Annotated in this window: 27 protein-coding genes and 1 tRNA gene; 13 read left to right on the top strand and 15 right to left on the bottom strand. The window is 72.9% G+C overall.

Going from position 1 to position 26,836, the window contains the following annotated elements:
• The first annotated feature begins 12 nt into the window (after positions 1 to 12).
• Positions 13 to 1,536, top strand: a complete 1,524-nt coding sequence (locus ABD292_RS44860; protein ID WP_344218791.1) for an ATP-dependent DNA ligase — start codon at positions 13 to 15, stop codon at positions 1,534 to 1,536.
• A gap of 716 nt (positions 1,537 to 2,252) precedes the next feature.
• Positions 2,253 to 3,020, top strand: coding sequence for a septal ring lytic transglycosylase RlpA family protein (locus ABD292_RS44855; protein ID WP_344218789.1), 768 nt, complete (start codon positions 2,253 to 2,255; stop codon positions 3,018 to 3,020).
• Positions 3,021 to 3,224: 204 nt separating this feature from the next.
• On the opposite strand, the gene ABD292_RS44850 is transcribed toward ABD292_RS44855, so the two are convergent.
• Positions 3,225 to 3,818 carry a DUF1707 and DUF4870 domain-containing protein gene (locus tag ABD292_RS44850; RefSeq protein WP_344218787.1) on the bottom strand — a complete coding sequence of 198 codons (594 nt, stop codon included), beginning with the start codon at positions 3,816 to 3,818 and terminating at the stop codon, positions 3,225 to 3,227.
• A 163-nt stretch (positions 3,819 to 3,981) separates the two neighbouring features.
• Between ABD292_RS44850 and ABD292_RS44845 the strand changes: the two genes are divergently transcribed.
• Positions 3,982 to 4,326: a hypothetical protein gene (locus tag ABD292_RS44845; RefSeq protein WP_329592196.1), complete on the top strand. Its 345-nt coding sequence runs from the start codon at positions 3,982 to 3,984 to the stop codon at positions 4,324 to 4,326.
• 332 nt (positions 4,327 to 4,658) lie between these two features.
• Here ABD292_RS44845 and ABD292_RS44840 read toward each other — a convergent pair whose 3' ends face one another.
• The 6 genes from ABD292_RS44840 to ABD292_RS44815 form a co-directional block, all read right to left on the bottom strand.
• Complete coding sequence (locus ABD292_RS44840) at positions 4,659 to 5,780, bottom strand: DUF4192 domain-containing protein (RefSeq protein WP_344218785.1); 1,122 nt, start codon at positions 5,778 to 5,780, stop codon at positions 4,659 to 4,661.
• 147 nt (positions 5,781 to 5,927) lie between these two features.
• A complete protein-coding gene (locus ABD292_RS44835) occupies positions 5,928 to 6,677 on the bottom strand; it encodes an EI24 domain-containing protein (protein ID WP_344218783.1) in 750 nt (249 codons plus the stop codon).
• Positions 6,678 to 6,687: 10 nt separating this feature from the next.
• Complete coding sequence (locus tag ABD292_RS44830; protein WP_344218781.1) at positions 6,688 to 7,269, bottom strand: Maf family protein; 582 nt, start codon at positions 7,267 to 7,269, stop codon at positions 6,688 to 6,690.
• Positions 7,270 to 7,285: 16 nt separating this feature from the next.
• On the bottom strand, positions 7,286 to 7,873 hold the full coding sequence (locus ABD292_RS44825) for a DUF937 domain-containing protein (RefSeq protein WP_344218779.1): 588 nt from the start codon (positions 7,871 to 7,873) through the stop codon (positions 7,286 to 7,288).
• A 97-nt stretch (positions 7,874 to 7,970) separates the two neighbouring features.
• The gene (gene ftsH, locus ABD292_RS44820) at positions 7,971 to 9,893 is read right to left on the bottom strand and encodes an ATP-dependent zinc metalloprotease FtsH (RefSeq protein ID WP_344218777.1); all 1,923 of its coding nucleotides are present in this window, start codon (positions 9,891 to 9,893) and stop codon (positions 7,971 to 7,973) included.
• A 37-nt stretch (positions 9,894 to 9,930) separates the two neighbouring features.
• Entirely contained in the window at positions 9,931 to 10,818 is an 888-nt protein-coding gene (locus tag ABD292_RS44815) for a hypothetical protein (RefSeq protein WP_344218775.1), read from the bottom strand.
• A gap of 101 nt (positions 10,819 to 10,919) precedes the next feature.
• Here ABD292_RS44815 and ABD292_RS44810 point away from each other — a divergent pair, with 101 nt between their 5' ends.
• A complete protein-coding gene (locus tag ABD292_RS44810) occupies positions 10,920 to 11,903 on the top strand; it encodes a DUF3616 domain-containing protein (RefSeq protein WP_344218773.1) in 984 nt (327 codons plus the stop codon).
• Here the strand turns inward: ABD292_RS44810 and ABD292_RS44805 are convergent.
• Together ABD292_RS44805 and ABD292_RS44800 are read right to left on the bottom strand one after the other, a co-directional pair.
• Positions 11,893 to 12,552: a peptidyl-tRNA hydrolase gene (locus ABD292_RS44805; RefSeq protein WP_344218771.1), complete on the bottom strand. Its 660-nt coding sequence runs from the start codon at positions 12,550 to 12,552 to the stop codon at positions 11,893 to 11,895. The genes ABD292_RS44810 and ABD292_RS44805 overlap by 11 nt on opposite strands.
• Entirely contained in the window at positions 12,549 to 13,835 is a 1,287-nt protein-coding gene (locus ABD292_RS44800; protein WP_344218769.1) for an MFS transporter, read from the bottom strand. The genes ABD292_RS44805 and ABD292_RS44800 overlap by 4 nt, the downstream gene beginning before the upstream one ends.
• A gap of 71 nt (positions 13,836 to 13,906) precedes the next feature.
• On the opposite strand from ABD292_RS44800, the gene ABD292_RS44795 reads away from it, so the two are divergent.
• Both ABD292_RS44795 and ABD292_RS44790 read left to right on the top strand, forming a co-directional pair.
• Positions 13,907 to 14,860, top strand: coding sequence for a GlxA family transcriptional regulator (locus ABD292_RS44795; RefSeq protein ID WP_344218767.1), 954 nt, complete (start codon positions 13,907 to 13,909; stop codon positions 14,858 to 14,860).
• Positions 14,861 to 14,897: 37 nt separating this feature from the next.
• On the top strand, positions 14,898 to 15,725 hold the full coding sequence (locus tag ABD292_RS44790) for an SAM-dependent methyltransferase (RefSeq protein WP_344218765.1): 828 nt from the start codon (positions 14,898 to 14,900) through the stop codon (positions 15,723 to 15,725).
• 15 nt (positions 15,726 to 15,740) lie between these two features.
• Here the strand turns inward: ABD292_RS44790 and ABD292_RS44785 are convergent, their stop codons facing one another.
• The 4 genes from ABD292_RS44785 to ABD292_RS44770 form a co-directional block, all read right to left on the bottom strand.
• A complete protein-coding gene (locus tag ABD292_RS44785) occupies positions 15,741 to 16,166 on the bottom strand; it encodes a VOC family protein (protein WP_344218763.1) in 426 nt (141 codons plus the stop codon).
• A 103-nt stretch (positions 16,167 to 16,269) separates the two neighbouring features.
• Complete coding sequence (locus ABD292_RS44780; RefSeq protein ID WP_344218761.1) at positions 16,270 to 16,530, bottom strand: hypothetical protein; 261 nt, start codon at positions 16,528 to 16,530, stop codon at positions 16,270 to 16,272.
• A gap of 39 nt (positions 16,531 to 16,569) precedes the next feature.
• On the bottom strand, positions 16,570 to 17,001 hold the full coding sequence (locus tag ABD292_RS44775) for a hemerythrin domain-containing protein (protein ID WP_344218759.1): 432 nt from the start codon (positions 16,999 to 17,001) through the stop codon (positions 16,570 to 16,572).
• A complete protein-coding gene (locus tag ABD292_RS44770) occupies positions 16,998 to 18,332 on the bottom strand; it encodes an MFS transporter (RefSeq protein WP_344218757.1) in 1,335 nt (444 codons plus the stop codon). The genes ABD292_RS44775 and ABD292_RS44770 overlap by 4 nt, the downstream gene beginning before the upstream one ends.
• Positions 18,333 to 18,354: 22 nt before the next feature.
• Here ABD292_RS44770 and ABD292_RS44765 point away from each other — a divergent pair, with 22 nt between their 5' ends.
• Complete coding sequence (locus ABD292_RS44765; protein WP_344218755.1) at positions 18,355 to 19,002, top strand: TetR/AcrR family transcriptional regulator; 648 nt, start codon at positions 18,355 to 18,357, stop codon at positions 19,000 to 19,002.
• Here ABD292_RS44765 and ftrA read toward each other — a convergent pair.
• A complete protein-coding gene (gene ftrA / locus ABD292_RS44760) occupies positions 18,957 to 19,988 on the bottom strand; it encodes a transcriptional regulator FtrA (protein WP_344218753.1) in 1,032 nt (343 codons plus the stop codon). The two genes, ABD292_RS44765 and ftrA, sit on opposite strands and share 46 nt — an antisense overlap.
• A 42-nt stretch (positions 19,989 to 20,030) precedes the next feature.
• Between ftrA and ABD292_RS44755 the strand changes: the two genes are divergently transcribed.
• The 3 genes from ABD292_RS44755 to ABD292_RS44745 are packed head-to-tail and all read left to right on the top strand — an operon-like array spanning position 20,031 to position 22,104.
• Positions 20,031 to 21,050 (top strand): type III polyketide synthase, encoded by a 1,020-nt coding sequence (locus tag ABD292_RS44755; protein ID WP_344218751.1) that lies wholly within the window; start codon positions 20,031 to 20,033, stop codon positions 21,048 to 21,050.
• Positions 21,047 to 21,559, top strand: a complete 513-nt coding sequence (locus tag ABD292_RS44750) for an isoprenylcysteine carboxyl methyltransferase family protein (RefSeq protein WP_344218749.1) — start codon at positions 21,047 to 21,049, stop codon at positions 21,557 to 21,559. Before ABD292_RS44755 ends, ABD292_RS44750 begins: the two co-directional genes overlap by 4 nt.
• Entirely contained in the window at positions 21,556 to 22,104 is a 549-nt protein-coding gene (locus tag ABD292_RS44745; protein WP_344218747.1) for a TIGR03086 family metal-binding protein, read from the top strand. The genes ABD292_RS44750 and ABD292_RS44745 overlap by 4 nt, the downstream gene beginning before the upstream one ends.
• Here the strand turns inward: ABD292_RS44745 and ABD292_RS44740 are convergent.
• Positions 22,073 to 23,848: an asparagine synthase-related protein gene (locus ABD292_RS44740; RefSeq protein WP_344218745.1), complete on the bottom strand. Its 1,776-nt coding sequence runs from the start codon at positions 23,846 to 23,848 to the stop codon at positions 22,073 to 22,075. The two genes, ABD292_RS44745 and ABD292_RS44740, sit on opposite strands and share 32 nt — an antisense overlap.
• Before the next feature lie 135 nt (positions 23,849 to 23,983).
• On the opposite strand from ABD292_RS44740, the gene ABD292_RS44735 reads away from it, so the two are divergent.
• The 3 genes from ABD292_RS44735 to ABD292_RS44725 all read left to right on the top strand — a co-directional run bounded on the left by ABD292_RS44735 (position 23,984) and on the right by ABD292_RS44725 (position 26,497).
• Positions 23,984 to 25,453, top strand: coding sequence for a vWA domain-containing protein (locus ABD292_RS44735; protein ID WP_344218743.1), 1,470 nt, complete (start codon positions 23,984 to 23,986; stop codon positions 25,451 to 25,453).
• Between the two features lie 77 nt (positions 25,454 to 25,530).
• Positions 25,531 to 26,376 (top strand): alpha/beta fold hydrolase, encoded by an 846-nt coding sequence (locus tag ABD292_RS44730; protein WP_344218741.1) that lies wholly within the window; start codon positions 25,531 to 25,533, stop codon positions 26,374 to 26,376.
• A 48-nt stretch (positions 26,377 to 26,424) separates the two neighbouring features.
• Positions 26,425 to 26,497 (top strand) — tRNA-Ala (locus tag ABD292_RS44725).
• The last annotated feature ends 339 nt before the right edge of the window (positions 26,498 to 26,836 follow it).

Genomic DNA, 26,836 nt, shown 5'->3' with positions numbered 1-26,836 from the left:
CACGATAGGCGTGTGCTTCTGATCGACGTGGTCCGAGTTTCCGAGGCGGTGACGCGCACGTCCGCCAGGCTGGGCAAGATCGCACATCTGGCGGAGCTGCTGGGCCGGGTCGGCCCGGACGAGGCGGAGATCGCCATCTCCTACCTGTCGGGCGAGCTGCCCCAGCGCCAGGTAGGGGTCGGCTGGCGCACCCTGGAGGACATCCCCCAGCCCAAGCTCGTCGCCACCGCCACCCTGACCACGGTCGACGCGCTGCTGACCCGGATCAAGGCCGTGTCCGGCCCCGGCTCCCAGGCGGCGCGCAAGGCGCTGGTGAGCGAGCTGTTCGCCGGGCTGACCAGCCAGGAGCAGCAGTTCATGCGCCGCCTGCTCCACGGGGAGCTGCGGCAGGGCGCGCTCGACGGCGTCATGATCGAGGCGGTGGCCAAGGCGTCCGGCGCCCCGTCCGCCGACGTCCGGCGGGCGCTGACGCTGCGCGGCTGGCTGCCCGCCGTCGGCGCGGCGGCGCTGGGCGGCGGGGTGGAGGCGCTGCACGCCTTCCGCCTGGAGGTCGGCCGGCCGGTCTCCCCCATGCTGGCCGGCAGCGCGCCCAACGTCGCCGCCGCCCTGGACAAGGCGGGCGCGCCCGCTTCGCTGGAGTGGAAGCTGGACGGCATCCGGGTGCAGGCCCACCGGTCCGGCGAGGAGGTCCGCGTCTTCACCCGTACGCTCGACGACATCACCGCGCAGGTTCCCGAGCTGGTCGAGGCCGTGCTGAAGATGCCGTCGGACGACCTGGTGCTGGACGGCGAGGTGATCGCGCTGCGCCCCGACGGCCGCCCGCACCCGTTCCAGGTGACCGCCGCGCGGGTCTCCAGCAAGCTCAACGTCGAGCAGTTGCGCGAGCAGACGCCGCTCAGCGTGTTCTTCTTCGACGCGCTGCGCGCCGACGGCGACGACCTCCTCGACCTCCCCTACACCGAGCGCCAGGAGGCGCTGGCCCGGGCCGTGCCGCCGACCCTGCTGACGCCGCACCTGGTGACGGGCGACGTGGCGGAGGCCGAGCGGTTCTTCAAGGACGTGGTCAAGGCCGGGCACGAGGGCCTGGTGGTGAAGGCGCTGGGGTCGCCCTACGCGGCCGGGCGGCGCGGGGCGGGCTGGATCAAGGTCAAGCCGCGGCACACGCTCGACCTGGTGGTGCTGGCCGCCGAGTGGGGCCACGGCCGGCGCGAGGGCAAGCTGTCCAACCTGCACCTGGGGGCGCGCGACCCGGAGGGCGGCTTCGTGATGCTCGGCAAGACCTTCAAGGGCCTGACGGACGAGCTGCTGGCCTGGCAGACCGAGCGCTTCCTGGAGCTGGCCGAGGGGCCGACGGACGACTGGACGGTACGGCTGCGCCCCGAGCTGGTCGTGGAGATCGCCTTCGACGGGGTGCAGCGCTCGCCGCGCTATCCGGGCGGGATGGCGCTGCGGTTCGCGCGGGTGCTGCGTTACCGGCCGGACAAGCGGGTGGAGGACGCCGACACGGTGGACACGGTCCGCTCTCTCATGCTCTGACCGCTTCCACCGGGGTCCCTGCCCCACGCTCGCCCGCCGCCAGTGACGGGAACCCTCCAGACGCCCCTGGCCCACCCTGCGAGGGCGGCGGGCCTCAGCCGCCAGGAGTGGCTTGTGAGCGAGGGATGCCAGGGGCAGCGGCGCATCCACGAAGGGCCGCCCGCATCCACGCCCTCCTGACACCTGGTATCGGCGGCGAGGGTTCCTGGGCCCCGAACCTGCGGGTGATTCCTTGAGGATCCCGAACCTGCAGGGGTTCCTGCGGATGGTTCCTGCGGGTGGTTCCTGCGGATGGTTCCTGGCTCCCGCGCCCGACGGACAAGCACTTCGACAGCCTTTTCCTCGCCTTCCGGCTTTTCTCCGTATGCCCGCAACCCAGCCCGGAGTTTTGCCCCAGTAGCCCTTCACCACCGCGACACACCGCCTCCATTCGCCCTGATCAAGCCCCTCTTTTGCAATCAAGCCGTACCGATCGAGAAATCTGCGAAATTCGGAGATCGATAGCGCGAAGTTGACCTTTAATGCGATCTTGAATCAAAGTGAGATATGTCACTAGATTCCGCATTAAGTTGTCTTTACTAGCTGTTTGTCCCGTATGTTCGTCCTCACCGCGCGGCATCCCCCGCCGCGCCGACGGAAACGGCCGCCGTACGCCCCCACCCCCGCCCGGACCGGCCTTTCCCTTCCCTATCCCCTAGCCAGGACCGTGGTTTACCTTGGGCCAGCATTCCCACAAGCCGTTCCTCACCGGCAGGCGCCGCTGGACCGCCGTCGCAGCGGGTGCCGCCGTCATCGCCACCGCCTCGGCCTCCGCGTACGCGGCAGTCGCCAACGACGACTCCGCCAAGCGCGCCGCGACCGCCGCCAAGCCCCTCGCCGAAACCGGCACCGCCGCGGCGAAGACCCCGAACGAGGCGGGCCGCCAGTCGAGCCCGAAGCCCCTCTCCCCGGCTCCGGAGCCGCCGGCCGCCGCGAACCCGAACCCCGCGACCGCCGCCACCTCGCACCCGCAGGCCACGTCCCCCCGAACCCCCACCCCGCAGGCAACAAGGCCGGACAGTACGGGGTCGCAGGACGCAGAGGCAGCGGGTGCCTCGCCCGCCACTACGGCCCCGAGCGCGTCCAGCGGCAAGACCTCACGGCCCGCCGCCCCCAAGCCGGCCAAGCCCGTCGCCAAGAAGCCCAAGGCGAAGGTCCTCTCCTCCGGCTCCTGTGGCGCCTCGTACTACGACGAGCCCCAGATGACCGCCAGCGGCGAGCGCTTCAACCCGTCCGCCATGACGGCCGCACACAAGACTCTCCCTCTGGGCAGCAAGGTCCGGGTGATCAACCCGAACAACGGCAGGTCGGTCACCGTCCGCATCAACGACCGCGGCCCGTACGTCGGCGGCCGTTGCCTCGACCTGTCCGCCGCCGCCTTCTCCGCCATCGGCAGCACGAACGCCGGCGTGATGCACGTGAAGTACCAGGTCCTGGCCCGCTAACCCCCCGTTCGCTGCCGCAGCGAGCCCCGCCCCGCGCGCGCCCCCATTTCGCGCGAGTCGCCAAGGCCCTCACGAAGACGGCCGGCGAAGCAGCGCGCCCGCGCGGGGCACATACGACCACCCCCGCAGGTCGTATGAGCACGCGCCCGGATCGGCGCGTGACCTGCCGACTCGGCCCAGCGGCGTGAGTCTGAGGAGCTTGGCCTATTTGACCAGACGGACCGTCAGCGGGTAGCGGTAGTTGCCCTCGGTAAGCGCGTTGACGCCGGCGACGATCGAGAGGACGAACGCCCCCACCCAGATCACGGGCAGCAGCACCACACCGATGATCGTGAACGGGAGCAGGATCGACGCCCCGACCACCGTCAGCCCGAAGTTGAGCGATTCCACGGCGTGCTGCCGGATGTACGGCGACGTCTTGCCCGCGGCGAGCAGCAGGATCAGCGGGCCGACGATCGGGAAGCCCAGCGCCAGGAGCAGGTGGCCGGCCGCGGCGCCGAGGCGTTCGTTGCTCTCCACGGCCCCCGCCGGCCGCGTCGGGTAGGCGGGAGCAGGTCGCGGAGCGAGCCGCGGCACCGCCTGCGTGCCGTACAGCTCGGTCATGATGGGCATCAGGTCGCCGTGGGTGCGTGCCGTCATCGCCCGCTCAAGCCGGTCGTCGAATTCGAGCTTGTCGAACCGGCCCTCCGCGTACGCCGCCTTGACGTGCTCGACCACATGCTCGCGGTCCTGGTTGGTGACGCGCAGGTGAGCTGGCGGCACCTGTCCCGGCCCGGGGGTTGTCGGTACCCCAGCCATAGTCGCCATGCCTCTCCTTCACTGATCCGTGGTGTCTTTCCATACTGCGTCACCGGACGGGGCGGCGGGCATCAGGAGAAACCCCGAGCTGTCCCCGAGATCACCCCCTGAAAAGATCTTTTTCTCCTACGCGCGAAAGCGCCAGACGATATAAAAAGGACCTATGAGATGGCGAGACCGGTATGGCCTTCGTCGATGGCGCGGCCCGAAGGTCGCGAAGTTCGACCGTGAGGCGACAGACGCCGACATCGAGGCGCTGATCGCATTCGCCCGTTCCCGGCGCGGCGTCGAGTTCTACGTCGAGCCGGAGACGTTCGCCACCGACACGACCGCCGTGGCCGTCGCCGACGACGGCGAGTGGACCAGGCGCCGGGTCGGGGCTCCCGCGGTGATTCACAAGGTCGCCCGTAATCTGGCGCTGCCGGTGTACGACGTCCAGCTCACTGGATATCCGCCCCGCATGAGGGCATTCAACGAACGCCGCCGCCGCGAAGAAGGCTCGCTCTAGTCTCGGTCAGTCGGTGTGGTTTCGGTCGGCCGCGTGCTCGGGCCTCGGCTGATTCAAAGGATTCGGGATCTCATGAGGGCGGCACGGGCGGGGATCGGCGGCCCTTGTGTGAGGTGTGTTTCTCGGTGTGGGCTCGGGTGATTCCCCGCTTGTTCTTCGCCGCCCTTCGTCACTGAGCCGCCCTTCGTCACTGAGCCGCCCTTCGTCACTGAGCCGCCCTTCGTCACTGAGCCGCCCTTCGTCACTGAGCCGCCCTTCGTCACTGGGCCGCCGCTCGTCGCCCAGCCGCCGCTCGTCACTGGGCCGCCGCTCGTCGCTGGAGCGGAGAGGGCTCAGTCTCCTGGGATGGGTGTTTCGTCGTCCAGCAGGAGGCCCGACAAGGGCAGGAGCCAGCCCGCGTGGGCCGCGCCCATGGCGGTGTCGAGCTCGGCGGGGGTCGGCATGCGGTCGCGCAGGATCGCGGGTGAGAGCAGGTTCTGGACCGCGTGCATGAGCAGGTTGGCCATCGAGTAGCCCGGGTCGATCGCCAGGGCGCGTTCGAGGGCGACGGTGGCCAGGATGCTGTCGCCCGACCGCCAGGCCGCCATCGCCAGCAGGGACGCGGCCGGTGGTGCGAAGCGCGGCTCCAGGCGGCGGGTGAGGTCTTTCCACAGCGCGACGTGGGAGTCCTGCATGAGTGTCCAGGCCTCGTCGCGGATCCGTACGAGGGCGAGGTCGAGGCCCAGCCTGGCGGCCTCCAGGTCGGTGAGCCGCCCGCCCTCCTCGTGGGTCGCCAGGGCTTTGCGGACGCGGGCCAGGCCCTCCGCCACGAAGCCTCGGGTGAAGGCGTCGAGGTTGGTGGCCGCCGCCAGCGCGGCCTTGACCTCGCCCGCCGCGTCGGACGTGGCGCGGCGCATCGCCAGCCTGACCGGGCCTGTGACCGGGGCGAGGGTGCGTTCGAGGGTTTCGCGATCGGGGAGGGCGACCAGGCCGCGCACGGTGGCCTCGGCGGCGATGCGGCTGCTTCCGGGGTCGTACGGGGTGCCCTGGGCGGGGCAGCAGGACGGGAGGGTGCAGACGTAGGACCAGTAGCGGCCGGCGTGGGCGCGCAGTGCCTCCCCCACGCGGACGCCGGCCCGGGCCGCCACCCGTCTGACCTCGTCCACGGCGGGGGTGACGGACTCCCCGGGGCCGTAGCCGATGGCGACCATCTCGGTCACCTTCTCCCGCATGAACATGGTCTCCAGGGCGTCGAGGGTGCCCGGGGGCATGGGGAGGTCCCAGCGGACCACCATCACGGCCTTGCCGTGCTCCAAGCCCACCGCGACCAGGCTCTCGGAGGGGTGGAAGCCGACGAGATAGGGGACGGCGGCCAGGATGTCCGACGGGCTGGTGAGGGTGAGGAAGGGCGAGGAGGAAGCGGGGGTCGAGGGAGAGGTGAAGGGGGGCGGGGGCGGGGAGGTGTTGGTCGTCATGGACCGTTAGGGTGCCCGGAAGCGCGGGCCCGGAATGAGCCGAAGGCGATTCTGGGGACAAGCGTGCGGGCGACGGGCTGCCCCTGTGGACAACACCCGCACAAGTGCCGGCGCCCTGGACCGCGGGCGCCCCACACCCGGCGCGGGTCAGGGGGTGGTGGCGGAGGTGGTGGGGGCGATGTGGTGGCGGACCAGGAGGGCGGCGCCGGCTACGGCGGCCGGCATGGCGATCACCGCCACGAACGGCACCAGGAACAGGACGAACACCGCCACCCCGAACCCCAGCGTCACCCCCAGGTTCGCGCGCAGCAGCCGGAAGCGTTCCTTGCGTGCCACACCCCGCCGCTCCAGCGCCAGCGTCGTGAGCTCGACGGTCAGGAAGAACCCGGACACCGCCGCCCCCAGCACCGGCACCACGGTCTGCCCCAGCACCGGTACGAACCCCAGCACGAACAGCGGCACGGTGAACAGCAGCACATAGAAGAGCGTCACGAGGCTGTCCCTGATCGAGCGCGGCAGGGTGCGCCACCACGGCTGCTCGATCTCGTTGTCCAGCGGGTCGGCCGCCGCCGACAGCCGCTCGTAGAACGGCTCGCCGATGGCGAGCGTGACCGCCGTGAACGTCACCACCGCCAGCGCCAGCCCGCCGGCGAACAGCACGATCCCGACCAGGGTGCGGAAGGCCCCCTGCCAGCTCCAGGAGTCGGCGAACGGGGTCAGGAACTCGGCCAGCTCGAACGCGTACGTGCCCAGGAAGATCAGCGCGACCACGTAGAGAGCGAACGCGATGAGCGCGGGGATCAGCCCGAACCCCCACCACCGGCCGTTCCTGGCCACCCAGCCGAACCCCTTGAGAAAGAAGCCGATACCGGCCGAGAAGTCACGCATTGATCGCATGACCGGCAGGCTAGCGCCAGAACGCCGTCACCGCGTAGCCGAGCTCGGCGAGCAGGTCGCGCAGCAGCGGCAGCGACAGGCCGAGCACGTTGCCGTGGTCGCCCTCGATGCCCTCGACGAACCAGCCGCCGCGCCCCTCGATGCTGAACGCCCCGGCCAGGCCGAGCGGTTCGCCGGTGGCGGCGTAGGCGGCGATCTCCTCCTCGGACGGCTGCCCGAAGCGCACCACGGTGGTCGCCACCTCGGCGACCTGCCGTCCGGCGGCGACGTCGATGACGCAGTGGCCGGTCACGAGGCGGCCGGTGCGGCCGCGCATGAGCCGCCACCGTTCCACGACCTCCTCCTCGGAGGCCGGCTTGCCGTAGGGGCGGCCGTCGAGCTCAAGGATGGAGTCGCAGCCGATGACCACGCCCTGGTCGAGCCCGCTCGCGACGGCTTCGGCCTTGGCCCTCGCGAGCACGAGGCTGAGCGCGGCCGGGCTGTGCGCGGAGTAGGCGTCCTCGTCGACCCCGCTGACGATCACCTTGGGGTCGAGGCCGGCATGGCGCAGCAGGGCCAGACGGGCGGGAGAGGCGGAGGCCAGAACGATCACCGGACAAGCCTACCGGTCACCAGTCGGGGAGGGATGTGCCGGGCAGTCCGCCGTAGATCCCCGGACGTCCCGGGCCCGGCCCGAAGATGTGGTCGAGCAACTCGTCGAGGAGCTCGCGGCGGGTGTCGGGCAGGGCGGCGCGCTCGCGTTCGAGGTCGTCGACCAGGGCGTCCGCGTCGAGGTCGCGGCCGTCCGCCCGGGTGGCCAGCAGGTACATCACCATGGGCGCGATCAGCGGCAGCAGCTTCATCATGGCGCCGGTGTCGACGCCGAACAGCCGCCCCAGCCCGGTCGCGGCCGCCTCGGTGCCCTGACCGCCGAGCACGTGGCCGAGGATGCTGTGGCCGTCGCGGGTGAGCGAGGCCACGTCGCCGTCGAAGGGGTCGGCGTCGACGTGGTCCTCCAGCGCACCGCGCAGGGCGTCGGCCCCGTCGGGGTACTGCACGTTGCGGGCGAGGCCGCCGATGATGACGCCGGTGACGGCCTGGACGACGTCGCGGGCCTTGTCCTCGTCGGTGCCGAGCATGGCGGCCGTCTGCTCCAGGCCCGGCCGGCCGAGCTGTTCGAGCAGCTGCTGGTCGAGGAGTTCGTCGTACGGCGTCACGGCTCTCCTCCGATCCTCGGCGCTCGAAGGCTCCTGACGCTACAGGTTCCCGTGACGCCGCGGAGCAACGCCCGCTTTGTGCTAATTCTCGGGAAAGTCAGGAGGTGACGTCGGCCTTCGGCTGGCCGGCCAGACCGGCCGCGGCGTAGGCGTCGGCCTCGTCCAGCGTCTCGTGCTCCAGCAGCGCCGCGACGATCGCGTCCAGCTTGTCGCGGTTGTCGGTGAGCACCTGGACGGCGCGCTCGTAGCACTGCTCCACGATGCGCCGCGCCTCCTCGTCGACGGTGGCGAGGGTGGCGGCGCTGGCCTGCGGCTGCGAGCCGTCGTTGGGCAGGATGGTGAGCGGGCCGACCTTCTCCGACATGCCCCAGCGGCCCACCATGCCCCGGGCGATCATGGTGACCTGTTCGAGGTCGTTCTCGGCGCCGGTGGTGATGACGCCGAAGACGACCTGCTCGGCCGCCATGCCGCCGAGCGCGCCGGTGATGCGGCCGCGGAGGTACTGCTCGTCGTAGGCGTAGCGGTCGGTGTCGGGGGTGGACAGCGTCACGCCGAGCGCGCGCCCGCGCGGGATGATCGAGATCTTCCTGACCGGGTCGGCGCCGGGCTGCAGCATGCCGAGCAGCGCGTGACCGGCCTCGTGGAAGGCGGTGCGGGTGCGCTCCTCCTCCGGCATCACGATGCTGCGGGCCGCGCCGAGCTGCAGCTTCTCCAGCGCGTCGGTGAAGTCGGACCTGGTGACCTTCTCCTTGCCGCGCTTGGCGGCGAGCAGGGCCGACTCGTTGACGAGGTTGGCCAGGTCGGCGCCGGTCATGCCGGGCGTGGTCTTGGCGAGCTGGTCGAGGCTGACCTCGGGGTCCAGCGGGACGCCACGGGTGTGCACGCCGAGGATGGCGGTGCGCCCGGCGGCGTCAGGCAGGCCCACCTGCACGGTCCGGTCGAACCGGCCGGGGCGCAGCAGCGCCGGGTCGAGGATCTCGGGACGGTTGGTGGCGCCGATGACGATGACGCCCTCGGCCCCGGAGAAGCCGTCCATCTCGGTGAGGATCTGGTTGAGGGTCTGCTCGCGCTCGTCGTGGCCGCCGATGCCGCCCGCGCCGCCCCTGGCCCGGCCGATGGCGTCGATCTCGTCGATGAACACGATCGACGGCGCCACCTTGCGCGCCTCCTCGAACAGGTCGCGTACGCGCGAGGCGCCCACGCCGACGATCATCTCGATGAACTCGGAGGCGGAGGCGGAGAAGTAGGGGACCTTGGCCTCGCCCGCGACGGCCCTGGCCAGCAGCGTCTTGCCGGTGCCGGGCGGGCCGGCGAGCAGCACGCCCTTGGGCAGCTTGGCGCCCAGCCTGCGGTATTTGCCCGGGTCCTTGAGGTAGTCGACGATCTCGACCAGCTCGTTCTCGACCTCGTCGATGCCGGCGACGTCGTCGAAGGTGACCCGCACCTGCCCGGCCTCGACCGGCTTGGCCGCCTTGGACTTGCCGAGCCCGCCGAGCCCGCCGCCGCCCATCATGCTGGCGCCGCGCCGCATGATCCAGATCCAGAGGCCGGCCAGCAGCAGCACGGGCAGCAGCGACAGCAGCAGGTTGGAGAAGAAGCCGCGGGTGAGGGGCTTGGAGGTGATCTCGACCTGGCCGGTGCGGAGCTGCTGGTCGAGCTGGTCGGTGTTGGCGAAGGCGGGGATCTCGGTGGAGAACCGGGTGTACGTGGCGCCGCCGTCGGGGTTCTTCGCCGCGTTCCTCAGGTCACCCTCGACCGACAGGCCCTGGGCGGAGATGTCCTTGACGTTCTTGGCGTCGACCTGGGCGGTGAACTCGGTGTAGGAGATGGTCTCGACGGATTCGTTGTCGACGAACGACGACACGACGAAGAAGCCCGCGTACACGACCAGCAGCGTGACGACGAACCGCCACCAGTTGATCTTGGGTCGGCCGCCGGGCGTGCCGGGCAGCCCCTCCGAGCGCCAGGGCGGCTTGCCCTTGCCCTTGCCTGGTGCCTGCGGCGATCCAGAGCGTTCCACGGCGTCCACTCCCCACATCGCCGCCACCATGATCCTTCTAGCCTAGAACACGCACCCCCGAGGCCACGCGGGCGATGTCGCTCCACTGCTTGCGCTGCGCGTCAGGCACTGTCACGAACGCCAAACCCGGCTTGGACATTCCCCCGTCCACCACGACCACCGCCGCGCGCGAGGAGCGCTTGCCGTACGTGACGCGGTAGACGAGCAGCCAGCCGCGCTTGACCGGCTGCGAGGCCAGCCAGTGGATGCGCGCGCCCTTGGGGTGGTGGTTGAGCGTCCAGCGGGCGGCGAGCAGCGCGGTGTCGCGCGGCGACTTCTGTTCCATGATCGGCAGCGGGCAGGTGACGAACATGCCCCGCACCGCGCCGCCGCGCAGCCGCGGCAGCACCTGCCTGGTGGTGAACGGCGCCGGCCCGTACGTCTTCCAGGGCTTCGGCAGCTTCGGCACGGCGAGGCCGCTCCGCCGGTCCTTGGTCACCCGGCGGGAGGGGGCCGGGAGCCGCATGCGCTTGACCTTCGCGGTGAGCTTGGGGACGCGGGGGTCGGCGTACAGGGCCTCCATGGCGGTGTAGCCGGGAGCCAGGGACGTGCTGGGGGTCGGCGTGACCTGGGCGGCGGGCGCGGCCGGGGTCACGGCCTCCGACGGGGAAGCCGAGGACGACGCCGAGGAAGACACCGACGCCGAGGCTAACGGGGACGCCGGCGCGGAGGGGCCGGACGAGGGCTGCGCGGCCGGCGGCGCGGTTACCGGCCCCGCGACGACCTCGTCCGGCTCCGACGGGAGCACCACGACCACCGCCACGGCCGCCGCCGCGACGGCGGCGGCCACGGCGAGGCCCCGGTACACCACCCGCATGCGGATGTCACCGATGCGGGAGCGTTTGGGCGGAGAAATAAGGGTTCTGGCCTTGGTCGCGGTTCTCACACGGGAACCCTTGATCTCATCTTCCCCATCGAGCACGACGGGAGCGTACGACATATCCCGCCATTCCGTAGGTGATGCGACCGAAGTGCAATCATGGCGTCGTGCAACAGGTGGAGCTCCGCTTCGATCACGCCTCGCGGGCGTCCCAGACCCATACGAACCTCTCGGCGCTCCGCCAGAGCCCCCACGGCCTCTGGGTGGCCGGCGACGAGACCGCCTCCTTCGAGCACCTGGCCTGGACCGGCGACCATTTCGGCGACCAGCGCACGTTCCGCCTGGCGGACTACATCGACCTCCCCGCCGGCCCCGACGACGAGGCCGACATCGAGGGCATGGCGCGGGCCGGCGGGCACCTGTGGGTGGTCGGCTCGCACAGCCTGAAGCGCAAGCGGGTCAAGTCGAAGGACCCGGCCAAGGCCGCCGCCCGCCTGGCTACCCTGGTCAGGGAGGAGAACCGCTACATCCTCGCCCGGCTGCCGCTGCACGGCGAGGAGCCCGGCGCGGGGGCGGTGCTGTCCGGGGAGCGCGGCCTCGCGGCGCACCTGCGCGACGACCCGCATCTCGGGCCGTTCCTGTCGATTCCCGGCAAGGACAACGGCCTCGACGTCGAGGGCATCGCCGTGGTGGGCGAGCGGGTCTACCTCGGGCTGCGCGGCCCGGTCCTGCGCGGCTGGGCGGTGGTGCTGGAGCTGCGGCTGGAGGAGACGGGACGGGGGCGGCTGCGGCTGCGCGAGCCGTACCGCAAGCACTTCCTCGACCTCGGCGGGCTCGGCGTGCGGGACCTGTGCCCCGACGGCGACCCGGACGGCGATCCCGACGGCTGCGGCCTGCTGCTGCTCACCGGGCCGTCCATGGCGCTCGACGGGCCGGTGCACGTGCGGCGCTGGTGGCCGGGGCGGCGGTCGGGCGTGGTGCCCGCGGGTGAGCTGGAGGTCGTCATAGACCTGCCGTACGGGGCCGGCTGCGACCACCCTGAAGGGCTGGCGCGGCTGGCCGACGGCCGGCTGATGGTCGTCTACGACAGCCCGTCGCCGGCCCGGATCACCGCGGCCGGCGGCGTGCTGGCCGACATCTTCACGATCTAGCGACCCGGCCCCGGAGCCAGGGCGCGTCGGCGACGAACGTGCACGAGCCCGGCTCGATCTCGGTGAACCCGGCGTCGCGGACGACCGGCAGCCCGGCCGCGACCATGGCGTCGAAGTCGTCCCGCGCCGGGGCGGTGCGGACCGAGACGGCGAGCCCCGCGGCCCGCCAGGCCGCGCGCCCGGCGGCGTCGCTCGCCCACCAGGCGAGCTGGGCCGCGTGCCCGGCCTGCGCCATGGCCTTGCCCGCGGTCATCTCCAGGCCGGGGTTGGCCCACAGGACCGGCGGGACGGCGGGCGGCGGCTCGTGGGCGTCGCTCAGCTCGGTGCCCCCGACCTGCAGCCGGGCGAGGTCGCGCGGCCAGTCGTCCAGCGGCACCGGCGGATGGACGCGGACCTCGGCCGTGCGGTGCTCGACCGTGCGGCCGGGCAGCGCGACGGCCCGCCGCCACTCGGCGCCGCGGGCCCTGCGCACGACCTTGCGGATCTTCCCGGTGGACTGCCAGGCGTCCAGCTCGGCGGACCACTCCCCCGGGTCGTCGAGCAGGCCGAGCACCGCCATGGCGGCGGCCTCCAGCGCGTCGGTGCGTTCGGGGGGCGTGGCCCGCTCGATCCTGACGACCAGCGGCAGCACGTACAAATCTTCGTTCATCGGGTCCTAGCATGCCTGATCGCCAGGGACATGCCGGCGGCGAGGAGGCAGAGCGCGCCCGCCCCGTACCAGGCGAGGTCGTAGGCGCCGAGGTGGTCACGGGTGAGCCCGGCGGCGACGGCGGCGAACGCGGCCCCCACCTGGTGGGAGGCGAACACCCAGCCGAACACCACGGCCCCGTCCGCGCCGTAGACGCGGCGGCACAGCGCCACGGTGGGCGGCACGGTGGCCACCCAGTCCAGGCCGTAGAAGATGATGAAGATCAGCATGCTGGGCTCGGTCGTGGCCGCGAACAGGCTGGGCAGCACCATCAGCGACAGCCCGCGCAGCCCGTAGTAGAGGCCGAGCAGCACCTTCGGGTCGATCCTGTCGCTGAGCCAGCCCGAGGCGACGGTGCCGGCGATGTCGAAGATCCCGATGACGGCGAGCAGCCCGGCCGCGACGGGCTCGGCCATGCCGTGGTCGTGCGCGGCGGGGATGAAGTGGGTGCCGACCAGGCCGTTCGTGCTCGCGCCGCAGATCGCGAAGCCGCCCGCGAGCAGCCAGAACGGGCGCGTACGAGCCGCCCGGCCGAGCACGGCGAGCGCCCGGAACGCCGCGTTGCCGCCGCCCGGGGCGGGGCGCTCCTGGCCGGGCTCGGCGCCGAGCGCCGTCGTGCCGACGTCCTCGGGGCGGTCGCGCAGCAGCCACCACACGAACGGCACCACCGCCAGCGCCGCCCCGGCGACCGCGAGCGAGGCCCAGCGCCAGCCGGGCCCCTCGGCGAGCTGGGCGAGGACGGGCAGGAAGATGAGCTGCCCGGTCGCCCCGGCCGCCGTGAGGATGCCGGTGACCAGCCCCCGGTGCCTGACGAACCAGCGGTCGACCACGGTCGCGGCGAACACCAGCGCCATCGAGCCCGTCCCGAGCCCGACGAAGATGCCCCAGAACAGCAGGAGGTGCCAGCTCGCGGTCATGAACACGGTCAGCCCGCTGCCCGCCGCGATCAGCAGCAGGGCCAGCGCGACCACGCGGCGCATGCCGAACCGGTCCATGAGCGCGGCGGCGAAAGGTGCCGTGAGGCCGTACAGGACCAGGTTGACCGACACCGCCAGCGATACGGTGCCGGTGGACCAGCCGAACTCCGCGCGCAGCGGCGTGATGAGCACGCCCGGCGTGGCGCGGAACCCGGCCGCGCCCAGGATCGCCACGAAGGCGACGGCCGCGACGTACCAGGCGCGGTGCGGGCCGCGGCGGGCCGGCCCGGCGACGGGGGCGCGGGCGGGGGTGGTGCTGGAGGTCATGCGGCAATCCTGGGGGTTCTGCCAGTACGGGGACGAGTGGCCGGAAAGCCAATATGTGCAAGAATCCGGCCATGCGCCGTCATCGTATCGCCGTGGTCGCGCTCAACCACTTCGCCCCTCTCGACTTCGGCATCCCCGGCCAGGTCTTCTGGGCCGCGGAGACCCCCGGCGGCGAGAAGCTGTACGAGGTGGTGACCTGCTCCGAGGGCCGGCGGCCGGTGCGCTGCTCGGCGGGCTACAGCGTGCAGCCCGACCATGACCTCGACGTGCTCGACACGGCCGACACCGTCCTCGTGCCCGGCATCCACGCGGGCCGGGTGCTCAAGGACGGCACGCTCTCGGCCGAGCTGCGCGCCGCCCTGCGCGACCGGCCGCGGGTGATGTCGATCTGCACGGGGGCGTTCGTGCTGGCCGCGGCCGGGCTCCTCGACGGCCGTCCGGCCACCACGCACTGGCGGGAGGCGCCCCGGTTCGCGGAGCTGTTCCCGCAGGTGAGGCTGGACCCCGACGTGCTGTTCGTGGACGACGGCGACGTGCTGACCTCGGCCGGCGTGGCCGCCGGCATGGACCTGTGCCTGCACGTCATCAGGCGCGACCACGGCAGCGAGGTGGCCAACCGCACCGCCCGCCGGTGCGTGATGCCGCCGTGGCGGGACGGCGGCCAGGCCCAGTACGTCGAGCGGCCGCTGCCGGACGAGACGGCCGGCGGCCTGGGCGCCACCCGGGAGTGGATGCTCGCCCACCTCGACCGCCCGCTCGACCTCAACGCCCTCGCCGGGCACGCGAGGATGAGCGTGCGCACCTTCACCCGGCGCTTCCGCGAGGAGACCGGGGTGAGCCCGGCCAGGTGGCTGGCCGCCCAGCGGGTGCAGCACGCCCGGCACCTGCTGGAGACCACCGACCTCGGGGTGGAGGAGGTGGCCAGGCGGGCCGGGTTCGGCACGGCGGTCTCGCTGCGCCAGCACCTGCACGCGGCGGTGGGGGTGGCGCCGCTGGCGTACCGGCACACGTTCCGGCGGGTGTGATCTTCCGCCGCGTCCGGCTTGGACCTACAGTCGGGACATGACCGAGACGGACCGCGTGCCGGACGGGATCGACCCCAGCGTGCCGAGCGTCGCCCGCATGTACGACTACTACCTCGGCGGCCGGGACAACTTCGCCGTGGACCGCGAGGCCGCCGAGCAGATGATCGAGCTCGGCCGGCGGCTCGGCAACGACGCCCGCGAGATCGCCCTCGCCAACCGCGCCTTCCTCGGGCGGGCGGTGCGCATGCTGGCCGAGGCGGGCGTGCGCCAGTTCCTGGACATCGGCGCCGGGCTGCCGACGCAGGACAACGTCCACCAGGTCGCCCGGCGGCACGGGCCGGGCTCGCGGGTCGTGTACGTGGACAACGACCCGATCGTCCTCACCCACGCCCGCGCCCTGCTCGCCACGGACCCCGACGTCATCGTCGTGCGGGGCGATCTCAAGGACCCCGACGCGATCTTCGACGACCCGCGCGTGGCCGGGCACCTGGACCTGTCGCAGCCGTTCGCCGTCCTCATGGTCGCCGTGCTGCACTTCGTCCCCGACGACGCCGAGGCCGGGCGCATCACGGCGCGGGTGCGGGAGCGGCTGCGGCCCGGCGGGCATCTCGTGCTGTCGCACCTGTACGCGGGCGACGCCGGCGAGGACGCCGTGCAGGCCGGGCGCCAGGTCTACGCCAACACGCCCTCCGGCGGCCTCGCGCGGCGTGACCACGGCCAGATCGCCGCCTTCTTCGACGGGCTGGAGCTGGTCGGGCCCGGCGTGGTGCCGGTCGCCGACTGGAGGCCGGACGGCGCGCCCGGCGGGGAGCACGACTATGTGCGGTCCGGCATCCTGGCCGGCGTCGGCCGCGTCCCCGCCTGACCCTCGCCGCGGGGGTCAGGACGGCACGTACGGGCTGACGACGTCCACCACCCAGGTGACGCCGAAGCGGTCCTTCAGCATGCCGTAGAGCGTCGCCCACGCGGCGGGTTCGAACGGCCGCAGCACGCTCGCCCCGACGGCGAGCTTCTCCCAGTACGCGGTCACCTCGTCGGCGTCCTGGCCGCGCAGCGAGAGGAAGAACGCGTTCTGGCCCTGGTCCCACGGCTGGCCCGACGGCACGTCGTAGGCCATCACGCGGAACCCGTTGGGGGCGCTCACCTGGCCCCACATGACCTGGTCGGCCTCGGCGGGGTCCTGGACGTTCCCGGCGTCCTTGTAGGTGACGGCGACCACGTCGCCGCCGAACACGGACTGATAGAAGGCGAGCGCCTCGCGGGCGTCGCCACGGAAGTTGAGGTGGGTCACGGCGTCGACGGACATGATCGCTCCTTGCGGATCGGTGGTCGTCGAGCGGGCACGGCCGGCGGCCCGCTCGACCACCACCGTGCCAGCCGAAGCGGCCAGGTTGTGTCCTCTTCTCACCTCACAGCAACGCGTCCGCCACCGGAACGGTGCTGTAGTCCTCGCCCGCGACCGGGCGGATGTCCTCCCACGGCACCCAGCGCGCCTGCCCCTCGTGCGCGACGCCGTCGTCCGCCGGCCGCGCCCGCGGCGGCCACAGCAGGAAACCCCATCGTTCGCCCGCGGCGTCGTCACCCCAGGCGAGCAGATAGCGCGCCGCGCCGGCGCGAAGAACGATCGGCGGCCGCCAGAGCTCGGGAAGGTCCTTCGGCGTGAGATCCATGTCCCCATTATACGAACGCCAGTTCGAAATGGCCAGCGATCAGACGCCGTCAGGCAGCGCGGTCATCCGGTTGAGCACGGGAACCAGGTGCTCCTCCTCGTAGTCCAGGTGAGCCTCCAGCTCGCGGGTCAGCCGCTCCACCTCGTCCGCGACGCCCTCCCCCGCCCCTTCCTCGTCCAGCAGCCGCCGGACGCGCTCCAGGAGCCGGGCCACCACCCGGTGCTCGGCGCCGAGCCGGCGCAGGACCTCCGCCAGATCGGGATGCTCGGCGGCCAGGTGCGGGAACAACGTGGCGTCCTCGCCCTCGTGGTGGGCGTGCAGGGCGTCGCAGAACGCCAGGCAGTGCGTACGCAACTCGCCCCCGCCCGCTCCACGCAGCCCGGCGCGCAGGGCGGCGAGATCGCGGCGGAAGCCGTCGTGCAGCTTGATCAGCTCGTCACCCCAGGCGACGAGCCGCCGGTCCCCGGTCATGCGATGCGCACCCTTCCGTGTACGGCGGCGAAGAGAGCCGCGACCAGCGCCGCCCCCGCGGCGAGGGTGAAGGCCCAGCCGGGGCCGCCGGCGGCCAGGACCACCGCGCCCACCGCTCCGGCCAGGCTGCTGCCGAGCACCCTCACCAGCGCGTTGACGCCTCCGGCCGCCGCGGTCCTGGCGGGTTCGACGTGCTGGACGGCCATGGTGCCGAGCGCCGCGTAACCGAGTCCGACGCCGAGGCCGAGCACGGCCGTGGCGGCGTAGAGTCCCGGTCCGCCGCCGCGCAGCACGGCGAGCCAGGCGGCGGCGAGCGTCACCAGCGCCGAGCCGCCCGCGACCAGCGTGGCGGGGGCGAAGCGGCGCATCAGCGGGCCGGCCAGCACGGAGACCGCGAGCATCAGGACCGTCGTCGGCAGCAGGTACAGCCCCACCTGGAGCACGGACGCGCCGAGCGTGCCCTGCGCGTACGCCGACACCGTGGTGATCGCGGCGAACAGCGCGAACCCGATCAGGAACGACGCCACCGTGGCCCCCACGGTGCTCCGGTGCAGCAGCATCGGGATCTCGATCAGCGGGGACGGCGCCCGGCGCGCGGCGGCCACCCAGCAGGCCGCCACCGCCACGGCTGCGGCCAGCAGCGCCAGGGTGACCGGCGACGTCCAGCCCCACTCGGCGCCCTTGCTGAGCGCGAGCAGGAGGCAGACGAGCCAGCCCGAGACGAGCACCGCCCCGATGAGGTCCAGCCGCTCCCCCGGCCGCCCCTGCATCCGCAGCCCCTCCCGCACAGTGGCCGCGACCAGGACGAACGCCAGCGCCGCCAGCCCGGCGAGCAGCCAGAACACGGTCCGCCTGTCCCCGTCGACCAGCCCCGCGACGATCATGCCGCCGCCGCTGCCCACGCCGATGGTGGCGCTCAGCACCCCGATGGCCGACGGCAGCCGCTCGGCGGGCAGCGCCTGCCTGACCAGGCCGATGGCGAGCGGGAGCAGCGGCGCGGCCAGCCCTTGCAGCACGCGTCCCGCGATCATGGGCGCGAGCGTGTCCGACACGGCGCTGAGCACCGATCCGGCCACGAGCAGCGCGAGGGCGACCAGGGACATCATCCGCCGCCCGTACAGGTCGCCGAGGCGGGACAGCAGCGGGATGGCGACCGCGCCGGACAGGAGCCCGGCGGTGAGCGTCCAGGAGACGGAGGCGGGCGAGGCGGCGAGCTCGTGCGCCAGCCGGGGCAGCAGCGGCACCACCACGGTCATCTGCAGCGTGCCGACGGCGACGCCGTACGCGAGCGCCCCCACGGCCGCCCGGCTCGCGAAGGAGTTTTTATACATGTATAGAAAGTAACATGACAGGATGCCAGCGCGCACCGGCCGCCCGCCGAAGATCTCCAGGGCCGACATCGTGACCGCCGCCCACCGGGTCATCGAGGAGGACGGCGTGGCGAGCCTGACCATGCGCCGCCTCGCCCGCGAGGTCGGCAGCACGGCCATGGCCCTCTACCACCACGTACGCGACAAGGAGGAGCTCCTCCTGCTTCTCCTCGACGACTACGCGACGGGCCACGCCCGCCCGGCCGAGGAGGAGCTGCCGGGTGAGCCGCGCGAGCGCGTCGTCGCCGTGGCCACCGCGATGCGCGAGGCGCTGGCCGGCTGCCCGTGGATCGTGGACGTGCTGCGCGCCGACGACCTGCTGTCCGTCGGCGGGCTCTGGTACCCGGAGAAGATCATCGATGCGGCCCTGGCGGCGGGGCTGGCGATGGAGGACGCGGTCTCGGCGTACCGGATCATCTGGCACTACACCGCCGGCGAGATCGGCGCCAGGGCGGCGGCGGCCGGGCGGCGGGCGGAGGGCGGGAGCACCTACCGGGAGCGGGTGTTCGCGGAGCTGGACGCGGGCGCGTTCCCGCGCCTGGCCGAGGTGGGGCCGCGGTGGGCGGAGCTCACCGCGAGGGACACCTACGACCGGGGGCTTCGCGCGCTCGTCGCGGGCCTGCTGCCCTGACCGGAGCCCCCGGCGAACGTCCTGCGGTAGGCGGACGGCGACGTCCGCATGGCCCTGGTGAAGTGACGCCGGAACGTCACCGCGCTCTCGAACCCCACCGCCGCCCCGATCTCCTCCACCGAAACCCCCGTGGACTCCAGCATCGGCAGGCTGGCCGCCACCCGCTGCGCGATCACCCACCGCAGCGGGCTGGTGCCGGTCCGCCGGTGGAAGTGCCTGATGAACGAGCGCTGCGACATGGTCGCCACGTGCGCCAGGTCGGCCACGGTGATCGGCCGGGCCAGGTGCTCCAGGGCCCACGCCATCGCCCGCGCCACCGCGTCGTCGCCGCCGGCCGGCGTGACCGCCGCCTCGATGAACTGGGCCTGCCCGCCCTCCCGGTGCGGCGGCACGACCAGGCGGCGGGCGACCGTGTTGGCGACGCGCGGGCCGTGGTCGGTGCGGACGAGGTGGATCAGCAGGTCGAGCCCGGCGGCGCTGCCCGCGCTGGTCAGCACGTCGCCGTCGTCCACGTACAGGACCGACGGGTTGACCCGGACGGCGGGGAAGCGCTCCTGGAGCAGGGCGGCGTACCTCCAGTGGGTGGTGGCCGGACGGCCGTCGAGCAGCCCGGCGGCGGCCAGCGCGAAGGCGCCCGAGCAGATCGACACGAGCCGCGCGCCGCGCCCGTGCGCCCGGCGCAGCGCGGCCACGAGCGGGTCCGGCACCGGCCCGCGCACGTCCGCCACCCCGGGGACGATCACCGTGTCGGCCTCGGCCAGCACGTCGAGCCCGTGCTCGGCGCTCATGGTGAAGCCGCCCACCACGCGCAGCGGCTCCGGGGACGCCGCGCACACCCTGAGGTCGTACCAGGGCACGCCGAGCTCGGCCAGCTCCGGCCGGGGCAGCCCGAACAGCTCCACCACGCAGCCCAGCTCGAAGGGCGCCATCCCGTCGAAGGCCAGCGCGGCGACCCGGTGCGGCCGGGCCGGGTCGGGGAGGAGCATGAGCGCATGTTAGCCGGGCTCCTCCAGCGGCAGAGGAAGTGCATGCATATCACGGCGGTACAGACGGTTCTCCCCGATCACCGCTACGAGCAGGCGGAGATCACCGAGGCGTTCGCCCGTCTGACCCATTGCGACGAGGACCTCCTGCGGCGCTTCCACGAGGCGACCGGCGTGACGGGCCGCAGTCTCGCGCTCCCGCTGGAGGACTACGCCAAGCTCGACTCCTTCGGCCGGGCCAACGACGCGTACGTGGAGCTCGGCCTCGACCTGACCGAGCGGGCGCTGACGGCCGCGCTCGACCAGGCGGGCGTGGAGCCGAAGCGGGTCGACCACCTGTTGTTCTGCTCGACCACGGGCCTGGCCACGCCCTCCCTGGACGCGCGGCTGGCCAAACGCATGGGGCTGCGGCCGGACGTCAAGCGGCTGCCGGTCTTCGGCCTGGGGTGCGCGGCCGGGGCGTCGGGCCTGTCCCGCCTGTACGACTACCTGCGCGGCTGGCCGGACCACGTCGCGGTCCTGGTGTGCCTGGAGCTGTGCTCGCTCACCATCCAGCGGGACGACACCTCGATCGCGAACCTCGTCGCGAGCGGCCTGTTCGGCGACGCCGCGGGAGCCGTCGTGGCGACCGGGCGCGGACGGGGGCCGGAGGTCGTGGCGACCCGCAGCCGCCTGTATCCCGGCACCGAGCACCTGATGGGCTGGGAGGTCGGCGACCACGGCTTCCGCCTCGTCCTGGACGCCGACCTGACCAGTTTCGTCGAGGAGGTGCTGGCGGGCGACATCCGGGCCTTCCTCGCCGACTACGGCCTGACCCCCGACCAGGTGGGCACCTGGATCTGCCACCCCGGCGGCCCCAAGGTCATCGAGAAGATCGTGGAGACGCTGGGCCTGCCGCCCAAGGCGGTCGAGGTGACCTGGCGCTCGCTGCGCCGGCACGGCAACCTGTCGTCGGTGTCGGTGCTCAACGTGCTGCAGGAGACGCGCGGCCGGCCGGGGGCGCCCGCGGTGCTGATGGCCCTGGGGCCGGGCTTCTCCGCCGAGCTGCTCCTGCTGCACTGGTGAACGCCTACCTGGTGCTGATCGGGCTGGTCGTCATGGAACGGCTGGCCGAGCTGGTCGTGGCCAGGCGCAACCTGGCGTGGGCGCGGGCGCGGGGCGGCGTCGAGCACGGCAGGCGCCACTACCCCTGGATCGTGGCGGCGCACGTGGCGCTCCTGGTGGCCGCGCCGGCCGAGGTGTGGCTGCTCGGGCGGCCGTTCGTGCCGGCGCTGGGCTGGCCGATGCTCGCCGTGGTGCTGCTCGCGCAGGCGCTGCGCTGGTGGTGCATCGGGACGCTGGGGCGGCAGTGGAACACGCGGGTGGTCGTGGTGCCGGGGCTGCCGCTGGTGAGCGGCGGGCCGTACCGGTGGGTGCGGCACCCCAACTACGTGGCCGTCGTGGCGGAGGGGGTGGCGCTGCCGCTCGTCCACACCGCCTGGCTCACCGCGCTGGTCTTCACGGCGGTCAACGCGGTTCTTCTCACGATTCGGATCACGGAGGAGGACCGGGCGCTGGCATCCTGTAGCTCATGAGAGAAGAGTTGCTGCCGATGCTGCGCGGGGCCGCCCAGCGCACCGCCGACCTGGTCACCAGCATCCCCGAGGAGGAGTTCGGCCGGCCCACGCCGTGCCAGGAGTTCGACGTCCGGGGGCTGATCAACCACCTGGAGTGGGGCGCCTCACTGTTCGAGTCGGTCGCGGGCGGCGGCGGGTTCCTGCCTCCGAAGGAGTACACCGGCGACTTCCCCGAGCGGGTCGAGCGCATGCTGATCGCCTGGGACAAGCCGGAGTCGTGGGAGGGCGTCAGCGAGGCTATGGGCGGGCTGCCGCGCACCGTCCTCGCCCACATGGCGCTCACCGACCTGGTCGCCCACGGCTGGGACCTCTCCCGGGCGACCGGCCGCGGCTACGAGGTGGAGGAGGCGACCGCGGCCAGGCTGCTGGCCTTCGCCAAGGACATGGCGCCGATCGGCCGGGCGCGGGGCGCGTTCGGCGAGGAGGTCGCCGTGCCGGCGGACGCGCCCGCGCTGGAGCGGTTCCTCGGCCTCATCGGCCGGGATCCGGCCTGGAGACCGTGATCGGCTCCAGTCCCTCGGGCTGCTTGCCGGGGTAGAGCCCGGTGAGCAGGGCGCTCACGGTGTAGAGGTGCCAGGCGAGCGCGGGCTTCTTGACCACCGGGTCGGCGAACAGGGCCCGCGCCTCGTCGGGGTTCACGATGGGCGCGAGCGCGTCGAGGCTGCCGAGCACCTGCCGGCGCAGCACGTCCGTGAGCGCGGGCCCGGGGCTGGTCCGCCAGCTCCAGCCGCCGCCGGTCTTCACGGTCGGCATGGCGGGCGGCGGGACGTGCGTCCACGGCAGTCGCCGGGTCATGCCCTCCGCGAAGCGCCACGGCTTGCCCTCGATCGGCACGTCACGCAGGCGGGGCGCGAAGCGCACGACGAGCTGGTAGATCACCTCTTCCGACAGCCGCCAGCGCTGGTCGAGGGCGAGCGCCGCGCGCACCACCCGGTTGTCCAGGAACGGCCGCACCGGATCGCCCCGGCGCAGGGCGCCGGCCCGCGCGCTGGCCTGCCACCGGCCGACCTTGTACCAGATGTAGATGTGGTCGAGCGCCTCCAGCCGGTCGGGCCGCTCCTGCCAGGGGCGGGCCAGCTCGCGGGCGTGCTCGTTGGCCTCGGCGGTGAACAGCTTGTCGTCCTTGCAGAAGGTCGTGGTGATCCGGCGCAGCAGGGCCTTGTCGCCGAGGTCGGTCTGCAGGAGGTTGAGGCTGCCCGCGCGCAGCGTCTCGCCGCTCTGCCCGGACATGGTGGGCTTGCCGGAGTACGGCAGGTAGCTCACGATCGACTCGTACGCCGAGGTCATGCCCTCGCACGTGCGCAGCGTCTCCCAGGCGCGGGCCAGCGGGTGCTCCACCAGCACGGCGTCCTTGGCGGCCGTCTGCGGCGGCGCGATGACCGTGTGCTCGACCTTCAGCTCGGCGGCGATCCGCCGCGCGATGATCACGTCGGGGTGGGTGTCGAGGCCGTTCGTCGTCACCCGGAACGGCACCTGCGCGGCGTGCAGCAGCGCCGCCAGGACGCGGGTGTCGCGCCCGCCGGTCAGCGCCAGGTTGACCGGCTCGCCCAGGGAGCGCAGCGGCTCGACGGTGGCGAGCAGCGCGTCGGCCAGCTCGTCCACGGCCGCCCGCTTGGCCCGGCGGCTCGCCGGGGGCGGCGCCGCCTGCGGCAGCGGGGTCTCGACGATCACCCGCCGGCCGTCGCGTACCTCGACGCGCGTGCTCGGCCGCAGCGCCGACACCCCTTTGTACGGCGTCTCGTCCGACAGGAAGAACCCCTGCCTGACCATCGTCTGGAGCGCCAGGACGTCGTGCTCGACGCGGTCGCCCGGCTGGGCCATCAGGTGCACGAGCAGGGCGCGGCTGCCGATGAGGTACAGGTCGGGCGTCTCGGCGTGGAAGACGGGGCACACCCGGTTGATCGCCGTGCTCGCGCCCAGCTCGCCGTCGCGCGCGTACCAGGAGGAGAAGCAGCCGCCCAGCGGGTCGCCGGGGTCGCGGGGCAGCCGGGCGACGTCGGCGGGGTCGGCCAGGTGGCCGTGCAGCCCGATGACCCGGCCGCCGTGCTCGGACAGCAGCGGCGGCTGACGGAGGTCGTCGGGCTCGTTGGTCCAGCCGAGCAGGGAGACCCCCCTGCCGTGCCATTCCCGGCCGCGGATGACGTCCGGGGGCACCGGGAAGGCGAGCTCGATGACGCTACGGGCCTTCTCCAGGACAGGAAGAGGGATCTCCCCGTGCTTCGCGGCTATACCGAGGTAGACGCGCATGCCAGCCAGGTCTATCTCATTTGCACCGATTGTCACAACTGATCACGTATCGATCGCGGTTTGTGCTCGCTTACGTCACCGCCCCGGCCAACCACCGGTCAGCCGCCGTCGTAAGGGGTCGGAGGTGGTTGAGGAATGAGAATCCGCCCGTTAGTGATCGGCTCCGGACTGGTCGCCGTCCTCGTGCTCGCCGGGTGCGGCGGCTCCGGCGGCAGCGCGGGGAGCGCCGAGCGCGCCAACGCGCCCGCCGCGTCCCAGGGCCCCGCCCGGCCGGAGTCGTCGGCGAAGGACGAGCAGGAGACGGCCACGGCTCAGATCTCCACGTTCGCGCTGGACGTGGACACCGCCTCGTACGGCTACGCCCGCCGCGCCCTGCAGGAGGGCCGCTGGCCCGAGCCGGACCGGATCCGCCCCGAGGAGTGGGTCAACGCCTTCCGCCAGGACTACGAGCAGCCGCCGGACGACGGGTTCGCGGTGCACGTGGACGGCGCCCTGCTGCCCGGCCACCGGGACGAGGCCGTGCTGCGGGTGGGCCTGCAGACCCGCGCCACCGAGGCCGCCGCGCGCCGGCCGGTCAACCTCACCTTCGTGGTCGACGTGTCCGGCTCGATGGCCGAGCCCGGCCGCCTCGACCTGGTGAAGTCCTCGCTGCGCACGCTGCTCGACCAGCTCGCGCCCGGCGACCAGGTGTCGATCGTGGCCTTCAGCGACGAGGCCGAGGTGCTGGCCTCGATGACCCCGCTCACCGCCCGCGCCGAGCTGTCGGCCGCCGTGGACCGGCTCGACGTCGAGGGCGGCACGAACCTGGAGAGCGGTCTGGTCGCCGGCTACCAGGAGGCGGCCAAGGCGTTCCGCCCCGCCGCCACCAACCGGGTCATCCTGCTCTCCGACGGCCTCGCCAACCAGGGCGAGACCGCGTGGCAGGGCATCCTCGCCCAGGCCAAGGAGTACGCGGCCCGCCAGGTCACGCTGCTCACCGTCGGCGTCGGCCGCGAGTACGGCGACACCCTGATGGAGCAGCTCGCCGACAACGGCGACGGCATGGCCGTGTACGTCAGCTCCCAGCAGGACGCGGACAAGCTCTTCACCACCCAGCTCACGGCCACCATCGAGCTGCGCGCCCGCGACGCCAAGGCCCAGGTGGTCTTCAACCCGTCCGTCGTCGACACCTACCGCCTCGTCGGCTACGAGAACCGCGCCCTGACCACCGAGGAGTTCCGCGACGACAGCCGCGACGGCGGCGAGATCGGCCCCGGCCACGCGGTGACCGCCCTCTACGCGCTCAAGCTCAAGCCGGGGGCGCGCGGGCAGCTCGCCCAGGCCACGGTCCGCTGGCAGGACCCCGACACCCGCGAGGCGTCGGAGGCCGGCAAGTCGCTGCGGGCCGCCGACCTGGCGAAGGGCGTGTGGGACAAGGGCACGCCGGTACGGCTCCAGGTGGACGTGCTGGTGGCGGCGTTCGCGATGTACCTGCGGGAGCGGCAGGCGTTCGGGCTGGACCTGCCGGACCTCGCCGAGCACTCCACCCGGCTCGCCTCCCTGGCGGAGGACCCGATGGTGAGCGAGCTGACGACGCTCATCGACAAGGCCCGTGCGGTCGGCTGACCGTCGGCTGAGCGTCGGCTGACCGGGCGCGGAAAACGATTTGCGAGGAGCCGGCCGGGCCGAGCAAGGTATCAGGCATGACACGGCACGACCTGATCACCCCACCGGCCCGGCTCGCCGAGAGCGTCCTGCCCGACGGCCGCCGCCTGGCCCGCGCCGAATGGGGCCCGGCCACCGGGACGCCGGTCGTGCTCTGCCCGGGGGCGGGCACGAGCCGGTGGCTCGGCTTCGGCGCGGACGTCGTGGACGAGCTCGGCGTCCGCCTCATCTCCCTCGACCGGCCCGGCCTCGGCTCCTCCGACCCCGATCCCGGCCGCACCCTGACCTCCTGGGCCGCCGACGTCGCCGCCCTCGGCCTCGACGCGCCGCGCGTGGTCGGCTTCTCGCAGGGCGCCCCGTTCGCGCTGGCCTGCGCGTTCGTCCCGGGCGTGCGCCGGGTGGCGATCGTCTCGGGCGCCGACGAGGTCGCCACCATGACCGAGGTGCTGCCCGGCCACTTCCGCGAGCTGGTCGAGACGGTCGCCGCCGACCCGGCCGCCGCCGAGAAGTTCTTCTCCTCCCTCACCCCCGACGCCCTCTGGGACATGATCGTCCCCAACAGTCCCGCCGTGGACCGGGAGATCTACGAGCGGCCCGACTTCGCCCGCGCCTACCGCCAGGCCATGACCGAGGCCTTCGCCCAGGGCCCGGCCGGCTACGCCCGCGACAGCGTGCTCGCCATGAGCCCCTGGCCGTTCCCGCTCGCGGAGGTCCCCGTCCCGGTCGACCTCTGGTACGGCGACCTCGACCTGCACCACTCCCCCGACCAGGGCTTCACCCTGTCCCAGCGGATCCGCGGCGCCCGCCGCCACCTGATCCCGGGCGCGGGCGGCTCCCTGCTGTGGACGCACGCCGAGCAGATCCTGCGGGCCCTGCTGGCGTAGGCAGGTCCAGGGTGGTCGGTGAGTCCGATACACTCGTACTCACCGCAAGGGGCTATAGCGCAGTTGGTAGCGCGCCTCCATGGCATGGAGGAGGTCTGGGGTTCGAATCCCCATAGCTCCACAGAAAACAAGGCCCGTCCGATCGGACGGGCCTTGTTCCGTTCGCCCCCGCCCGGGGAGCGTTAAGATCATCCGCATCATCGCCTTACTCAGGGCCGCCGTCGCCCGCCACCGCTTCGGGCGCCCGGCCGCCGTCGCCGTCGCGCTCTACCTGACTGCCGTCGCCGTCGCCGCCTGGTACGACGACGGGCGGTGGTTCACCTTCGTCGCGACGACGGTCGTCTGGCCGCGGGACGACGGGGTCCGGCTCCTGGCCGCGGCGATCGGCCTGCTCAACGCGTGGGCGCTGTGGCAGATCCTGCGCGGCCCGGCCTCGCCGCGCACCGGGGTGCCGCCGCGT

Source organism: Nonomuraea bangladeshensis (assembly GCF_039529455.1).
Lineage (GTDB): Bacteria > Actinomycetota > Actinomycetes > Streptosporangiales > Streptosporangiaceae > Nonomuraea > Nonomuraea bangladeshensis.
The sequence above is the reverse complement of the archived record's forward strand: the minus strand, read 5'-3'. Positions and strand labels throughout refer to the sequence as shown.